General features: G+C 35.0%; 12 protein-coding genes and 2 pseudogenes. 2 read left to right on the top strand and 12 right to left on the bottom strand.

The window, feature by feature from the left end:
- Positions 1 to 74: 74 nt before the first annotated feature.
- From nagA to BN53_RS01355, 4 genes are all read right to left on the bottom strand, one after another.
- Positions 75 to 1,235, bottom strand: a complete 1,161-nt coding sequence (gene nagA / locus BN53_RS01370; RefSeq protein ID WP_009559088.1) for an N-acetylglucosamine-6-phosphate deacetylase — start codon at positions 1,233 to 1,235, stop codon at positions 75 to 77.
- A gap of 10 nt (positions 1,236 to 1,245) precedes the next feature.
- Positions 1,246 to 2,415 carry an SIS domain-containing protein gene (locus BN53_RS01365; RefSeq protein ID WP_009559087.1) on the bottom strand — a complete coding sequence of 390 codons (1,170 nt, stop codon included), beginning with the start codon at positions 2,413 to 2,415 and terminating at the stop codon, positions 1,246 to 1,248.
- A gap of 17 nt (positions 2,416 to 2,432) precedes the next feature.
- Complete coding sequence (locus BN53_RS01360; protein WP_009559086.1) at positions 2,433 to 3,149, bottom strand: GntR family transcriptional regulator; 717 nt, start codon at positions 3,147 to 3,149, stop codon at positions 2,433 to 2,435.
- A 134-nt stretch (positions 3,150 to 3,283) separates the two neighbouring features.
- The gene (locus BN53_RS01355) at positions 3,284 to 3,892 is read right to left on the bottom strand and encodes a hypothetical protein (protein ID WP_009559085.1); all 609 of its coding nucleotides are present in this window, start codon (positions 3,890 to 3,892) and stop codon (positions 3,284 to 3,286) included.
- A 139-nt stretch (positions 3,893 to 4,031) separates the two neighbouring features.
- On the opposite strand from BN53_RS01355, the gene BN53_RS01350 reads away from it, so the two are divergent.
- Positions 4,032 to 4,649, top strand: coding sequence for a histidine phosphatase family protein (locus BN53_RS01350; RefSeq protein WP_009559084.1), 618 nt, complete (start codon positions 4,032 to 4,034; stop codon positions 4,647 to 4,649).
- A gap of 133 nt (positions 4,650 to 4,782) precedes the next feature.
- On the opposite strand, the gene BN53_RS01345 is transcribed toward BN53_RS01350, so the two are convergent.
- The 3 genes and pseudogenes from BN53_RS01345 to pfkB all read right to left on the bottom strand — a co-directional run bounded on the left by BN53_RS01345 (position 4,783) and on the right by pfkB (position 8,703).
- Positions 4,783 to 5,772 carry a tagatose 1,6-diphosphate aldolase gene (locus tag BN53_RS01345; protein WP_009559083.1) on the bottom strand — a complete coding sequence of 330 codons (990 nt, stop codon included), beginning with the start codon at positions 5,770 to 5,772 and terminating at the stop codon, positions 4,783 to 4,785.
- A 95-nt stretch (positions 5,773 to 5,867) separates the two neighbouring features.
- Positions 5,868 to 7,785: pseudogene (locus tag BN53_RS01340) on the bottom strand (fructose-specific PTS transporter subunit EIIC).
- Positions 7,785 to 8,703, bottom strand: a pseudogene (gene pfkB / locus BN53_RS01335) (1-phosphofructokinase). Before pfkB ends, BN53_RS01340 begins: the two co-directional pseudogenes overlap by 1 nt.
- Positions 8,704 to 8,811: 108 nt before the next feature.
- Between pfkB and BN53_RS01330 the strand changes: the two are divergent.
- Positions 8,812 to 9,561: a MurR/RpiR family transcriptional regulator gene (locus tag BN53_RS01330; RefSeq protein ID WP_009559079.1), complete on the top strand. Its 750-nt coding sequence runs from the start codon at positions 8,812 to 8,814 to the stop codon at positions 9,559 to 9,561.
- Between the two features lie 69 nt (positions 9,562 to 9,630).
- On the opposite strand, the gene BN53_RS01325 is transcribed toward BN53_RS01330, so the two are convergent.
- The 5 genes from BN53_RS01325 to kduD form a co-directional block, all read right to left on the bottom strand.
- On the bottom strand, positions 9,631 to 13,284 hold the full coding sequence (locus tag BN53_RS01325; protein WP_009559078.1) for a polysaccharide lyase family 8 super-sandwich domain-containing protein: 3,654 nt from the start codon (positions 13,282 to 13,284) through the stop codon (positions 9,631 to 9,633).
- A 91-nt stretch (positions 13,285 to 13,375) separates the two neighbouring features.
- Entirely contained in the window at positions 13,376 to 13,774 is a 399-nt protein-coding gene (locus tag BN53_RS01320) for a PTS sugar transporter subunit IIA (RefSeq protein ID WP_009559077.1), read from the bottom strand.
- 11 nt (positions 13,775 to 13,785) lie between these two features.
- Entirely contained in the window at positions 13,786 to 14,430 is a 645-nt protein-coding gene (locus BN53_RS01315) for a bifunctional 4-hydroxy-2-oxoglutarate aldolase/2-dehydro-3-deoxy-phosphogluconate aldolase (protein ID WP_009559075.1), read from the bottom strand.
- 2 nt (positions 14,431 to 14,432) lie between these two features.
- Complete coding sequence (locus BN53_RS01310) at positions 14,433 to 15,389, bottom strand: sugar kinase (protein ID WP_009559074.1); 957 nt, start codon at positions 15,387 to 15,389, stop codon at positions 14,433 to 14,435.
- Positions 15,390 to 15,402: 13 nt separating this feature from the next.
- The gene (kduD, locus tag BN53_RS01305) at positions 15,403 to 16,227 is read right to left on the bottom strand and encodes a 2-dehydro-3-deoxy-D-gluconate 5-dehydrogenase KduD (protein ID WP_009559073.1); all 825 of its coding nucleotides are present in this window, start codon (positions 16,225 to 16,227) and stop codon (positions 15,403 to 15,405) included.
- Positions 16,228 to 16,231: the final 4 nt, after the last annotated feature.

Genomic DNA, 16,231 nt, shown 5'->3' with positions numbered 1-16,231 from the left:
TTAATATCAAAAAAGCTAAGAAACACTAAATAATTTAGTGAGTCTTAGCTCTTATACTAGTCATAATTAATATTCTATTTAGTAGCTTGATATCTTGACTCACCATTCAAATATGTTTCAACTAACGTCATATCCGGGTTTAAAACGATAAAGTCAGCATCCTTATCTGGCTTTATTGACCCACAACTTGCCAAAATATTTACACTTTTAGCAGGAACATATGAAGCCATCATAATTGCCTTTTCTGGCGTCACGATGGTCCAATCTACTACATTCTTGACTGCATCTTTTAATTGAAGAATACTACCAGCTAGACTGTTATCTTGCTTTAGTCGAGCCATGCCATCTTGAACATAAACTGATAATTCTCCCAGCATGTAGTCTCCATCTGGCATCATCCCTGCTTCCATGCAGTCAGTAATCAAAGCAACATGTTCAGGGCCAACTACATTGATCAACCCTCGTACAAGAGCTTCTTCAACATGATGTCCGTCGCAAATCAATTCATCAACTACGTTGTTTAATAACATTGCAGCATTGGCAATAGTAGCTCCATGGTGAGCGGGATCTGGCATTCCATTAAATGTATGAGTAAATACCCTAGCTCCTGCTTCAACACCAGCTACAGCTTCGTTAAAAGCTGCATTAGAGTGTCCCAAAGCTACAACTATGCCCTGCTTAGTCACTTCACGAATAAATTCTCTGGCGCCTTTACGTTCAGGTGCCATTGAGATTTTTTTTAGTAATCCTCCCGAAGCATTCAACCACTTATTGAACAAATCAAGGTCTGGATCACACATATACTTGGGATTCTCAGCCCCAGCATGTTCCTCTGTAAAAAATGGACCTTCAAAATGTAATCCTTGAATCTTAGCTCCAGTTTCCTCTCCATGATGCTGGGCAAACATCTGACAAATCCTAGTCAAAGTTTCATCAGCTGCAGTAATTGTTGTTGGCAACCATGAAGTTACTCCTGCACTAAGCAAAGCCTCAGATAATCGATTGATTCCTTCCCAATCGCTACTCATAACATCTTCTTTTACTGAGCCATGGATATGAGTATCAACTAATCCTGGAGCAATCCATTTGCCTGAATAATCATGAATTTCGGCAGTTGATTTTGGTACTTCTCGGTGATAAAGACCAAATTTTCCATCATCTGTTATCTCTAAAAATCCACCATTTTCGGTGCGATTTTCTAAAAAGAATTTATCTGCATGAACATAATAAGTCATAACTTACCTGCTATTTGCTGTACTCGTGAATAGTAACACCCTTAACTACTCTATTAACCGTTCCTGTTGGAGATGGCGTATCCGGAGTATTTCCAACTTTAACTGAGGTCAATAAGGCTATTGTTTGAGCAAACATAATGTCTGGGAAGGCCATGTATGCATCTGGCAACAATCTTGCTTCGCTAAAGGCGAAGAATCTACCACCAAAGTTCTGATCATCCTTATTTTGTCCTACTCCCATTACTAATGGAACAATTTCATCATTCTTAATTTCATCAAGAATATCTAAATCATATTGACGAGTGTAGGTATTGTTTGAAACAAAGTCGAAAACAATTGTCTTATCATCCAAGAATGACTTTGGACCATGGCGAAGACCCATTGAAGTATCAAACAAAGCTGCTACCTTACCTGCAGTTAATTCAAGAATCTTCAATCTTGCTTCTTCTGCCAAGCCGCCAAGTGCACCACTACCGATGTAGGTAATTCGGTCAAAATCAGTATCTACCAGAGCTTGAATTTCTGATTCTCTAGCTACTACTTCCTCACCCATCTTTGCAATTTGTTCTACAAAACTATGCTTTAATTCGTCTGAAATAGTGTCAAAAACAAGCAAGGTTGCTAGTGACATACATGAAAATGAACCTGTCATCGCAAAACCTAAATCAAGTGACTTTTCAGGCATTAATAAAACCAATCCATTAGGATCATCTTGTAAATCCTTAGCCAAGAACCCTTCTGGAGCACAAGTAATAGCAATTTGGTAAAGATTCTTGACAATTTGCTTAGCAACTTCGACAGTTGCGACAGATTCAGGAGAATTACCACTACGAGCAAAGGAAACTAAGATAGTCGGGGTATCTTCTTCTAAATAATATTCTGGAGTAGAAACAATTTTAGTTGTATCAATTGCTTCAAAATTATATTTAGTGCGATCTCCATACTTTCTAAGATATGGCATCACAGTATTACCAACATAAGCACTAGTTCCTGCGCCGGTAAAAATAACTTTAACCTTGCCAAACTTTTCATGAATGTTAGTTAAAAAACTTTCAATTTCTGCTTTTTTAGCTTGGTAAATATCCCAAGTTTGGCGCCATAAATCTGGTTGTTGAGCAATTTCTCTAGTAGTAATATCTGCACCTAGTGCCTTCAATTGTTCATCTGTCTTTTCAAACATGTCTACACCTCATAAAATCAATAAATATTGTTATACTGTTTTGACTGATAAATAAACTTATCTCCTCTAGCCAAAGCCTTGGTATATTCAACAGATACATTTTTATCATTAATTGTCCGTCGATATATCTTCATCGCCGCATCTCCTTCATTAACATCGAGAATTTTGGCTACTCGAGCATCCAAATTAACTGCCTTAATATCTTCAAAAGCTAAAACACTGATTTGATGATATTTCTTTTGCATAACGTTATATAAGGAATCTTGCTCAACATCTTCCAAGACAAAATCAGGAAAAAGTTTCTTAGGTAGATAAGTTTTACTATATAAAAATGGTTCCCCGTTAGCCATACGCAAGCGCGTCAATTCATAGACCCGCTCGTTAAGCTCCAGATTTAATTGACCGCTAATCTCTTCATCAGCAGCAACGACACCGAGAGAAATATTTTTTGTGCTTGGCTTAAAACCATTGCTAGTCATTTTACTAAAAGAATAAGTGGTAGATAAACTAGCTTGAGCCCAAAAATAAGATGAAACAAAAGTTCCTTTGCCATGTAAACGATAGATAATTCCTCTTTGTTCCAAATCCCCCAAAGCTAGGCGAATCGTGCTACGACTAACGTTATATTGTTTAACCATTTCTCGCTCACTAGGAAGTTTATCATTAGGAGCATACATCTCTTTGATTTCTTTCTCGAGCCGATCCATCAGCTCACGATAAAGCGGATTAGCCATTTTTTCGTCTCCTTTATAACTGGTTGGTACCACTTATGAGTCAAGTATATCATAAATCACTCAAAAAAGCGCTTTCTTTTTGTGAATAGAAAGTAATTATCAAATACGAAATTCGATAATTACTCTCTATCTTATCATAATTGCTTCGCTAATTTCTGAGCTAATTGACTACATTCTTTTGCTTTATAGAGATCACCTTCAACTTGATAAATATGCTCAAGTAAATAATAATCTGCTAACTTTTGCTCGTTTGCCTCATGATTTAAACGCTGTTCGATGAGCTTCTTTTTGCTGGTTTGATCTTCAACCATCACTTCATATATCGTCATCAAATAATCCTTTTGAGCCTCGTTTCTTCTAGCTGATTTGACCTTGTCATAACAGATTTTTGCTTTTGGCTTATTTTTCAAACCAATATAGTAGTTTAGTGCATTGCCAAAAAAGCTTAATTTTTGTTCGCTAGTTAAATTCAAGGAAGCTATCTCATCAAAAACTTTATCAGCAGCTTCAATATGATTTTCTGCAATTGCAGCATTGAATGTCAGCGATAAGCGAGTATAAGCCGAAACAGTTTTTTTGATTGCTGGATCATTAACCAACTTATTGAAAGTTTTCAGATCTCCCTGTTGCAAGCTGTTAATTAATTTATACGTATTTTTCTGTGTCCGCCTTCTAAAATAAACTTCGAAAATTAAATATAGAACAAATAAAACAAACAAAATAATATAAAAAATTGGTTTCATTTCAATTCCTACTCCCTGCTATTAACTTAACTTTATTATCCTATATTTTATACAAATGTAAAAGTTTTCATAAAATATTGACAGCGTTTACAATAATGAGTATAGTTTAAATAAATAGAAAGGATAAAGGTCAAATCTTATGGAATTAATATTAGTTAGACACAGCGTCAGCAACCACAATACTGGCGATATTATTTCTGGTGCTCAAAGCAATCCCGACCTTAGCCCGGTCGGGATTGAAAAAGTTCAAAAAATTTATCCCAAACTAGACTTAAAGAAAATCGACCAAGTTTTTTCTAGTCCACTCAATCGTGCAGTTCAAACTGCTAAATTATTGACGAATGACCAAAAAGAGATCATTCTAGATCAAAAATTACTTGAAATGAACTTTGGCTCTTGGGATGGTAAATCTGTTACTCCATTATACGATCTATACCCCGATGCTTTTGATTGCGAAGGCTTAATCACTGATAATTACCTCAAATATGCCAAAGATGCCGAAAGTTTCCAGGATGTTATTGATCGAGTTCAGTCATTTTATGACAATCTAAAAGCGAACTATAAAGGGAAAACTGTTATGATTGTTTGTCATGGTTTTACTATTAGAGCCTTTATTGCCGCCTTACTTCAAGTTGACATTGATAAAATCGGCACGGTTGATAATATTTCCTTTACTGAGTTTAATATTGATGATCAGTCAGACCGGGTTCAGATGAAGGGATTTAATCAAAAATTGCCTATTTATTATGGAATCTAAATAAGCTAGAGCTTTTTGCTCTAGCTTATTTTCTACCCAAAATCAAATATTATTTGATATTACGTAGAAAAGTGCTAGGGAGACATTCCGTCGAATGAATCCCTAACACTAGGTTAGTATGTTTGTATTGTTGCTATTCTACTGTTAACTTTTCTTTCCAAGACTTAGCACCAACTAAGGCAGCATTCAAATTTTCAATATTTTGCTTACCTTGTTCAGCTAACCACTTGCTTCCTACTTCTTCTCCTTCAGCAGCAAATGGCTTGATAGCAGGCTTCCAAGTAGCACGACCACATAAGACACCATTAAATTCGGCACCGGCTTCTTCTGCCATCTTAATTTCGGCGATAAATTCTTCTGAAGTTACCCCTGCAGATAAGAAAATGTATGGCAAGTCAGTAGCATCCGATTGGTCCTTCAATAATTGTAAAGCTTCGTCTCTGGTATGAACCACTTCTCCATCAGTAAAGCCTTCTACATATTTGAGATTAAATGGCAATTCCACCTTTAATACACTAACATTATATCGAGGATCTGAGAATTCCTTCATTGCTTCAATTACTTTATGAGGCTTAATTTTAGCATATTCTGGGCTCTTGACATCATCCATCTTACCATCATAAGTAAGTAATTCTAAGAACAATGGCAAGTCAGTAGCCTTAGCTTCTGCACCTACTCTTTCGACAAAAGCGCGCTTCTTATCATTAATTTCATCAGGTTCATCAGCATCGTAATATACCAAGAATTTAATTGCATCTGCTCCTGCTTCCTTAATTCTCAAACCTGATTGATCTTCAATCAAGTCACACATTCTACCAGGTTCAGTAGTATCATAGCCTGTCTTTTCATAAGCTAGTAACAAGCCACAATTCTTATCTCTTAGCTTAGTAGCAGGCAAGCCATATTCAGGATCTGTCAAAATTGATGATGCATATGGTGTCAATTCTTTAGAAATAGCCTTCTTAAAATCAACAATTGTTGTTTCATCAGCTGGCTTATTTGCAGCTTCTGCTAACATTCTCTTAAGTGATCCACGTTGATCAATTGCAAGAGCACTGATTACTCCAGCTTTATTCGATAATTTTTCCATGTGCTTAGCAACTTCAAATGTAATTTTACGCATATTTTTCTCCTTAAAATGAATCCGCTTTCTTTTACATATATAATGATAGCATTTACATTTTGTAAAATAAAGTGGTTCGTACCAGTTAATTAAAATTATTTATCGCTAAATAACTTTTTAATTTCATCAGCAGTTTGGCTGACTTTTAATTTATGTACAAAATCAGCATGTGTGAGTAATTTAGCAGTGTTAGAGAGATATTTTAGATGATCTTTACTATCATTATCTGGAATTAGGAATGAAATTACAGTATCAATCTTTTTACCATCCAAAGAATTCCAATCAACGGGATGTTTAAGCTTTAACACTACCATAGCAGATTTAGTAATATTTCTAGATTGAGCATGTGGAATAGCAAAACCGTCTGTCATTCCAGTTGAGCCCTCTTGTTCACAAACCTGGTATTGTTTATAAATTTCTGATTCATCACTTGCCAAACCATTTTTAACTGCTAATTTAGCTAAATGTTTTAAAGCTTCATCACGAGAGTTTACGTCTACATCAAGTTCAATATTGTTTACATTTAAAATTTCGTCAGGATCATATTCAACTTTAGGAGTATCAATGTCTACCTCTGCAGACTTTGTATCTTCTTCAAATAAGCTTGGACTAGCTACAACTGGTTGACTATTTTTTGATTTATTAGCAATTATCGCTAATAAAAGACCTGAAACTATTGAACCAACTATAATCCATAATACCCATAAAAATGGTTTATTAACTAACGGTAAAACAATAAAGCCACCATGAGGAGCAGGAACTTGGATTTTTGAAATATAAGTCAAAGATGCTGCTACAGCGGAACCAACCATGAAAGCAGGAATATTAAGCAATGGATTTTTAGCAGCAAATGGAATAGCCCCTTCAGTGATATGAGTTGAACCTAGCAAAAAGTTAACATAAGCAGCTGCTCTTTCATCATTTGAATATGCCTTCCGATTAAACAAAACTGCAAAACCCGTTGCAAGTGGAGGAGCAATACATGCAGCGGAGACCCCTGCCATGAAAAAGTAATTGCCTTGGGCTAGCAAGGCTGTTCCCGTTACATATGCAGCCTTATTGATCGGTCCACCAAAGTCAGCTACACACATGATACCAATAATAATACCAAGTAAAATGGGATTACTATTTTCAAAACCCTTTAGCCAATTCATCATAAAAGTATTTAAAGCATGAATTGGTGTATTCAAGGCGAACATCAACATCCCTGTAATAAATACCCCTAATACAGGAAAGAGAAAAATTGATTTCAAACCTCTAAATTGCCGATCTGGCAAAGCTTTAAATAATTTTTGCAATAGTAAAACTACAATTGCTGATAAATAGCCACTGACAATGGCACCTAAGAAACCACCGCCACCGTTATATGTGATCATACCTGCAGCAAAACCAACTACTAAACCTGTTCTCTTAGCTAAGGCTTCAGCAATAAAAGCTGATAAAACTGGAACCATTAAATTCATTGTAGTCCCACCAATAGTCATTAACATTGCAGCAAATTGATTATATTAATCACTTTTTGGATCAGCTGAAAAAAATACCCCAAAAGAACGAAACAGCAATTAAAACCCCACCTGCAACTACAAACGGTAACATATGAGAAACACCATTCATCAGCGATTGATAAATAGTAGTTGCCAAACTGATAGATGTACCTTTAGTTTCTGAAGTGTTAGCCTTTTCTCCCGCTTTATATATCAGAGTTTGTTCATCAAGCGCTGATTTAATTAGATCTTCTGGATCTTTGATACCCTTAGCTACAGGTACAATAACAAGCTTTTTTCCAGCAAAACGATCAGGATCAACATCAATATCAGAAGCAATAACTACCGCCTTAGCGGCTCTAATTTCTTCATCTGTTAACCTATGTTCAACACCAGTTTGACCATGAGTTTCAACTTTAATTGTATAACCAAGTTTTTCAGCAGCCTTTTCTAAAGCTTCTTCAGCCACGAAAGTATGGGATACCCCCGTTGCACAGCCAGTAGCGGCTACTAAATCATATTTAGACATTAATATTCCCTCTCTTCTATTTGAACATCTGCTAATAATCCTTCAATTTGGTAATTTGTCAATCCCATCTTGCTAGCAGTGTCGCTACCAGCAGCAATCGACCTTCTTGACTTGACCATCAGTTAAATACTTTCCAATGAAAGTCCCTAGCATCGTATCTCCCGCACCAACCGTATTTAAAACCTGGATTTTAGGTGCATTACCAAAATAAGCTTTATCCTTACTAATCAATGCACCTCCACGCTCTCCAAGAGATACTAATACATATTGGCATCCTTGTTTAATTAACTTTCTGGCCAAATTAATTACTGTTTTATCATCAATTGGTGTTAATTCACCAAAATAACCCGCTAATTCCTCATCATTTGGCTTCAATAAAAATGGATGGTATGGTAAAGTATCTAATACTTCTGGATAGCTAGAATCAATAACTAATTTAACCTTTTTCTTTTGACATAATTCTGCTATCCTGACAAGATAACTATGTTCAATTCCAGTTCCAAAACTTCCCGATACAATCAATAGATCATTCTCTTGTAATTCTCTTGATAACATCTTTAGAAAATCTATTTGAACTTTTTCACAGATAATTGGCCCAGGATTAACTTCTTTATATTCTTTTCCTTCACTCAATACTCTAGTAAAAACATTAACCCTAGTAGCTTGATCTACCTTCAAAAACTTAGTTGGAATACCTTGTTTTTCTAATCCCTCTTTGACATAATCGAGAGTGAATCCTCCACCAATACCAGTAGCAATATTAGATATACCTAATTTTTGAAGGATAAAAGAAACGTTTACACCCTTACCATTAGGCTGAAGTTCAAAACTCTCGGTTCGATTAACTACTCCTGCTTTAAGCTCCTTAGTGATAATAACTAAATCTATCGCAGGATTTAAGGTCACTGTATAGATCATTTATAATGCTCCCTTCTAACTTATCAACATCTTCAATATAAGAAAAAATTGATGTAAGGATTTTCCAAATAAATCGTTTTTTTATTAATTTATGTAAAGGTTTACAAAATGGCTAATAAAGACTTAAGTAATGCAGAATTATACTTATGGAATCTAGTTCAAAACAATCCCGAAAAAATTGCTAAAATGTCAATTGTTGCTTTAAGTCAATTTTCTAATGTTTCAACTGCAACAATTGTTCGAACAATGCAAAAAATGGGATATAGTGGTTACACCGCTTATCGAGAATCACTGAAACTTAAAGAGGGTGCTTTTAGCATATTAAATGATGTAGATGACAAAATACGTGAAGTTATTACTAAAAATGAAATCGAAATGAACAACACTCTTCATAATCTAAGTTACTCGACAATCGAAGATAGTATTTCAATGACTAAACAAGCTTCCAGTATTTATCTTTTGGCCCGAGGTTTTTCGGAAGCAATTGCAAAAGAAATGATGATCAAATTACAGTTAACTGGCAAATATGCCCAATTACATACTGACCCTAATATCATTAAAACTGTTGCTAAAAATATTCGTGCGAATGAAGAAGTTATCTTTGTATCTTTAAACGGTGAAACTGAAGAATTGGTTGAAGCAGCTAGAGAATTAAATCATAATGAAGTGCCAATCTTAACTTTTACAACTAATAGAGATAGTTCATTAGCTAAACCATCTACTTTACTATTTAATGGTTATATTTCAAAAACAAATTATTTTCCAGATTATGAAGTGCGATCCAGGCTTCCATTGCAGATTATGACTAGAATTTTTGCTGACGCCTATTCTGTTCGGACAGGTTTCGCTAAAGCATAGAAAAAGCAGCGACTTTTTAGCCGTTGCTTTTGATCTATCGAAAAAATTTTAGAACTTACATAACTTGAACTACTTTTTAAAATTAATCGCCTTAATAAATTGATTCTTACCTACAGTATAAAATTTCTTGCCATTAATTTTTACAATTGAGCCATAGGTATTAATTTTACGACCCTTTTTTGTTGCGTTAGTTGTCTTTTTAACTAGCTTTCCAAATTCATCATAGATAAAAGAATTTCTCTTCAAAGTTCGTTTAATCGGATCAATATTATTAGCCGCTACATAGTGGGCCTTATCAATTCGATAATATTTTTTACCTGCAATCGTTAATTTACCGTAAGTATTAATAAAATTGAATCGTTTCAAAACTAATGTATTTGTTCTTTTACCTGCCTGATCGTAAAGATAAGCATTATGATATAGATATTTTATTATTGGAACTGCTGCTTGGTCTGAGTTAGTAGTTGCATTATTGTTTTCATCACTATTACTTATTATCTCAAGTTCAGTTCCCTTACTTATATCATTAGTTTGTGAATTATTTTTATGCTTTTCTTTGACAATAATTTTTACAACCGTAGATCCATCTTTTTCTGTAGCTTCCTTTACAATTTTAAAATTATCAGAAGCATTTTCTCTCTTCAATGTTGAATAATCGAACTCATCTCTTGGATGTGAGAAACTTAATTCGTATCCATCATTTATCTTTTTAATAATATATATTCCGGCTTGCTTAAGAACCAAGTCTTTTGAGAGCATATAAGGATTATCGTTATATTTAACTACTCCATACATGTTATTCTCTTTATCATATACGGCTTGAATATCATTTGTTTGTTCAACAACCTTTACGTCAGCTTGAATTTTTTTAAGAGCATTTTGATCTTTATTCGGTACTAACACATATGCTATATTTTCACCATTTTCGGTTGTTGTATGTATTGCCGTTAAAAAAGTATTCGTTATCTGATCATCTGATTGGCCGTAATTGATTTCCCTCCAACTATGTGTTCGTTGATCTTTATTAATCTCTAAGGTAAGTGGCTTTAAGAATATATATCCAATTCTTTGATTATTATCGTCTGCATCGATATACAAGGTCTGTACCGTTTCAGTAGTTGGATCAGTTAGATCTACTTCTTTGCCATTAACATAGACCTTACGATTTTGATCTGAAATCTTTCGGTTTTCAACAGTAGTTACACTTGGATCATTACTATTATTTTGAATATCAGTAGTCAAAAATACAATTTTATCGCCAAAGATAAACCATGCTTTACGAGCCGTTAATTCCTTATTAAAGTTTATGAAATCCATAGCAACTGTAGCTGATTTTTCACCCAGCTTTGTTGCCCCTACAAAACTATTAGGTAAAACAGCTTGACCGCTTCCATCTTCTCGTTTAGTAGTTAATTCGGTTGTACCCGGCAATTTATATGGATCAATAGTTGGCCAATATCCATTACTATAATGTGCCAAATCGCCATTATACAAATAAATCATGCCATCTGAAGTATACCAACCATGGCGATTTTCATTATTCATATCCTCATAATTTTTAGTTTTATCAGAAAACATGCTAATTGCAAAAGAAAAACTATCATCTACATTATTGTAGACAAATTTATCCATGTTATTAAAGAATTGAATATAATTCTTACCCTTTTCGGTGATAATACTTTTATCCGTCAATAACTTATTAAATAATGCTATATCAGTATATGACTTTAGATTTTGATAAGGAACATAAAAAGTATCATTTGCAATCTTTCCCTTAACTACAGATAATAAATGTGATTTTATATTTGCATCACTTGCTTGAGCGATTCTGACAATTCCACGCAAAGCTTCAATTGCTGCTGCATGACTCTCAGCAGTAGCTCGACTGATAGAACGCCCACGAGTCATATCCATCAATTCACCATTTATAACGATTGGGAAATAGGCTTGATCAGTCCATCCGTACACGATATCAGTCTCTTCCTTTGGTAAGGCAAATTCTGTATTTGAAATCATCGGCATAATTTGAGAAAAGCCATCCATCAACACATTGCCGTAAGCTCCAGTATATGCCACACCGTGTAAGTCTTTATCAACATGATCAATATACGATCCATCTTTATAAAAGCCATTACCCTTTTCAACATAAGTTAAAGTTGGTAAAAGAACATCAACACCCTTTTGAATTCTTGAACTATCTCCTTTAAGTGCACCTGCTAGGATAGTAACTTTACTTAAATCTGTTGCATTTCCACCAATTGCAGGAGCATGATCTGCAGATAGTAAATGTGTAGGATCTGCCAAAAATTTATCGACCGGTAATAAATATTTTTTGACTTCTGCATCACTAAAATATAGATTAGCATACGTTAAAATATTTACAATCGCTCTTGGTACTCCTATTTGGTAATCCCACCAATTACCAACGATATCTTTATTTTCATTATAAACTTTAGCATATAAGTAAGACATCCCATCCTTCAATTTCAATGCTAACTCACCATTTTCATAATATTTAGAAGATTTATTAGTTAGTACTTGAGAAAATTGTTCTAGTCTGCGGTAAATTGTAGTTATGTTTGCTGATTTATTAAAATCAGTTACGTCGCTGAATATACTATTACTTTCTTGAGTTGCATCCCATTTAGACAAATTATTAGCAACATCGCTTTCAGTTTTATCAAGCAATGACTTCATATATGGATTACTATCATCATAGTTTTCATTACCTAAGGAAACATTTTCCCAAGAATCTAGGATTTTATCATAAACACTCTGTTGATGATCAGAAATATTTAGCATGAACTGTCCAATTTCTTTCTGATCTTTGGTAATTAATACTTTCGTGCTTCCTGATTTTTTCGGAATAATCAAATTATTTTTAACAGTCGCAACTTCCGAATCCTCAATTTTATAATCTGCATTAGATAAATTAGTTAGATAATACTTGTTATCTTCAAGATTAACCTCACCATTCTCAGCTTTAGGTTCCTCTTTTACATTTCCGGATTTTTTAACATACTCTTTAAAGCTTATATTATCGAAATAGGCATCTCCTGTACTATTTTCAAAAAACACTTCAAACTTAATTTGCTTAGTTTCTGGTGAAAATTGAAATTGCTGATTAATATGTTTGGTACTTGTCTTATTAGTATATGGAGTAAAAAATTGCTCTTTTGGCAAAATTTCCTTACCACTGTCATCTAGACTTCTAGTCCTAACTCTAACGCCAGCACCTTCTAAGTCTTTAGTTTCAACATCATAATCCATAACATATTTTTTACTTGAATCAATTTTAATTGTTTGAGTTACTGCTGCCCTGAATTTGCTATCAGAAGAAATGTGTAATTTGCCGTCTTCAACTTCCACTTTAGCATTTTCAGTAGCAGTTGGAATCCACGGACTATCCCATGATTTTGCAGCTTCCCCTGTCCACTTACCAGTTTTTGAAGCAGTTTGAGAAAAATCACCATTTTTCACCAAATTTTCTACTGTAGTTTCGTTATCTTTATCTGTACTGTCATTTGTACTATTTGTATTAGTTATAGTTGTAGCTGAATTATTGGTTAAAACCGGATTGCTCGTATTATCATCTGCTGCTAAAACTGTTTGATTTGGAGTAAAGTTCAAATAAAATACTCCTAAACATACTGAACAAGCACCAACAGTTAATTTACGAATTGAAAAGCGTTTTTGTGTACCAAAATTAATTTTCTTTAACATCGTTGTATACCTATATTTTTAGATAAAAAAGGCAGCAATTCTAGTTACGAATTACTGCCTTTATTCTAGAGGGGGAGATTTTTTAAGTTTATTAATTATTCAGAGATTTAACTAATTCATTTACATCCACGAGGCCATTTCTGGCAGCATCAAGATAATCTGATTCTTGAGATAATATTTGGCTATTTACCCATTCAATTATCATTGCCAAATTCATCCCTGTCATCAAATGAATATTAGCTCCACTTGCAATTGCCTTATAGATGGTATTAGCAGGAGTACCACCCATTAAATCAGCAAAAACAAGAATTTCTTGATCGTTAATATCTTTTGTCGTTTCTTTAAATCTTTCATAGAAAGATTCTTGACTGTCCTCTGGAAGAAGAGCAACTGTTCGGATATGATCTTGCGATCCCATAATCATTTCACAACTCTTCTTCATTTCATCTGCAAGATGGCCATGACTGATAAGTACTAATTCTGTTGGCATAAGCTCTCTCCTTATGATTTAATTTCTTCGAATTTTTGGCGATATTTTTTAGCCATTTCACTAACTGCTACGTAATTTCCAGTAGCTGCATCTTTAGTCAAATTACTTCCAGCCCCAACTACGCTAGCTCCAGCTTTGAACCACTCTGCCATATTATCCAAATCAACACCACCTGTTGGCATAATATTTACATATGGAAATGGTCCTTTGTAAGCCTTGATCGCACCCTTACCTGCAACATTACCAGGGAAAATCTTAATCAACTCAGCACCATAGGCTAAGGCTGATTGAATTTCAGTTGGTGTAATACAGCCTGGAGTATATGGAATACAATATAGATTGCAAAGCTTAGCAACTTCGCTATTAAAACTTGGACTAACGATAAATTTAGCACCGTTAATAATAGCTAATCTAGCCGAAGTTGGCTCCAAAACCGTTCCCGCACCGATAATCACATCTTCACGATCTTGATATTTTTTACTTAAAGTTGAAATAACTTGATCTGCTCCTGGCACAGTAAAAGTAAGTTCAATTGCAGTAATTCCACCTGCAATAACTGCATCAACTGTTTTGAGCGCTTGTTCCTTATCATCACCACGGATAACAGCTACCACACCAGAATTTACTAGTTTATTTAATAGTTCTGATTTTTGCATAATTAGTTTTCTGCTTCTTTCAAAAATTTATCTAGCATACTTGGATCTGGATAGCCGTCATTATCGCCTGGCGACATCACAGCCATCGCACCGATCGCATTGCCACGGCTAACGGCTTCTTCTAGAGATTTACCTTCTAAAATTCCGCTCAATAAGCCAACAGCAAAGCCATCACCAGCACCAACTGTATCAACAACATGATCCACTTTAAATCCAGAAATTATTGGAGCATCTGCTTGCCCACGTCTAAAGATCATCGCTCCTTCAGGGCCCATCTTAATTACTACTGTTTCAGTAATCTCACTTTGACTAAAGAACTTGTCTGCAATTGCTCTTGGCTCAGTTTCTCCTGTCAAAATGGCCCCTTCTTTAACTCCTGGCATAATCATTTTTGCTGACTTAGCTAAGTTATTGATTGTTTCAATCATAATTTCTTGACTAGGCCAGACTGCTGGCCTCAAGTTAGGATCAAAAGAAATTGAAACATTGGCTTTTTTAAGTCTTTCTAGCAGATGGAAAATTACATCTGGAGTCTCCAAAATACCTGGTAAGATTCCCGTAATGTGAGCCCACTTTACGCCAGCAAGTTCAATTTGATCAATAATTTCTTTTGATAGATGAGCTGCAGCTGATCCTTTTCTCAAGTAAAACGTGATAGGATCACCAGTACTTGTCTTAGATTTAAACATGCAGCCCGTTGGATATTTAGAACTAGTATATAAGTACTTAGTATCAATCTTTTGTTCAGCGATTGCATCCCTTAAGAATTGCCCAAACGGATCATCGCCAACCACACTCACATAATCAACAGTATGGTTCAATCTAGTCAAACCAACTGCAACATTTACTTCTGCACCTGCTAAATATTTGGTAAAACTTGTTGCTTTATCAAGGCTCACCCCCTCTTCAGTCGAAGCAAAGAGGACGAGAGGTTCTCCAATTGTAATTAACTCTGCCATTGTTCTTTTCTTTCTAACGAACTAAGTAACCACCATCAACTGGAATGATTGCACCATTAATGTAACTTGATGCATCACTTGCTAAGAATACAGCAATACCCATCAATTCATATGGATCTGCCCAGTGTCCTGCAGGAATACGATCAAGAATTTCCTTGTTACGTTCCTTATCAGCTCTAATAGGAGCAGTGTTTTCAGTCTTAATGTATCCTGGAGCAATTGCATTTACAGTAATGTTGTAAACGCCAAGTTCTGAAGCAAATGCCTTAGTAAGTCCTGCAACACCGTGCTTAGATGCAGTATATGATGGAATAAATTTACCACCTTGGAATGATAGCATTGAACCGATGTTAATAATCTTTCCATACTTTTGCTTAGCAAAGACCTTAGCTGCAGACAATGACATGTGGTAAGCAGCTGATAAGTTGATTGAAATTACGCGGTCCCAATCTTCATCTTTTGATTCAAGCAAAGGATTTCTTCTAATCATTCCTGCATTGTTTACAAGAATGTCGATGCGGCCCATCTTCTTAACTGCTTCTTCTACTACCTTGTCAGTAATACCAGGTTCAGTTAAGTTAACATCCATAAATTCAACTTTGCGACCACGCTTTTCAATTAATTTACGGGTGTTTTCCCATTCAAGCTTACCGAAAGTTGGAATAAAGATATCAGCACCAGCTTCTGCCATGGCAACTGCATAACCTTGTCCCAAACCAGTGTTACCACCAGTAATAATGGCAACTTTTCCAGTCAAGTCAAATTGACTCATCTTGAACTTGTCTAATTCTTCTTCATGACGTCTAATTTCTTCTTCAGTTTGGTGAATTTCTACCATTTCT

This window comes from Lactobacillus pasteurii DSM 23907 = CRBIP 24.76 (assembly GCF_000297025.1).
Classification (GTDB): domain Bacteria; phylum Bacillota; class Bacilli; order Lactobacillales; family Lactobacillaceae; genus Lactobacillus; species Lactobacillus pasteurii.
This window is presented reverse-complemented; position numbering and strand designations above follow the sequence as displayed.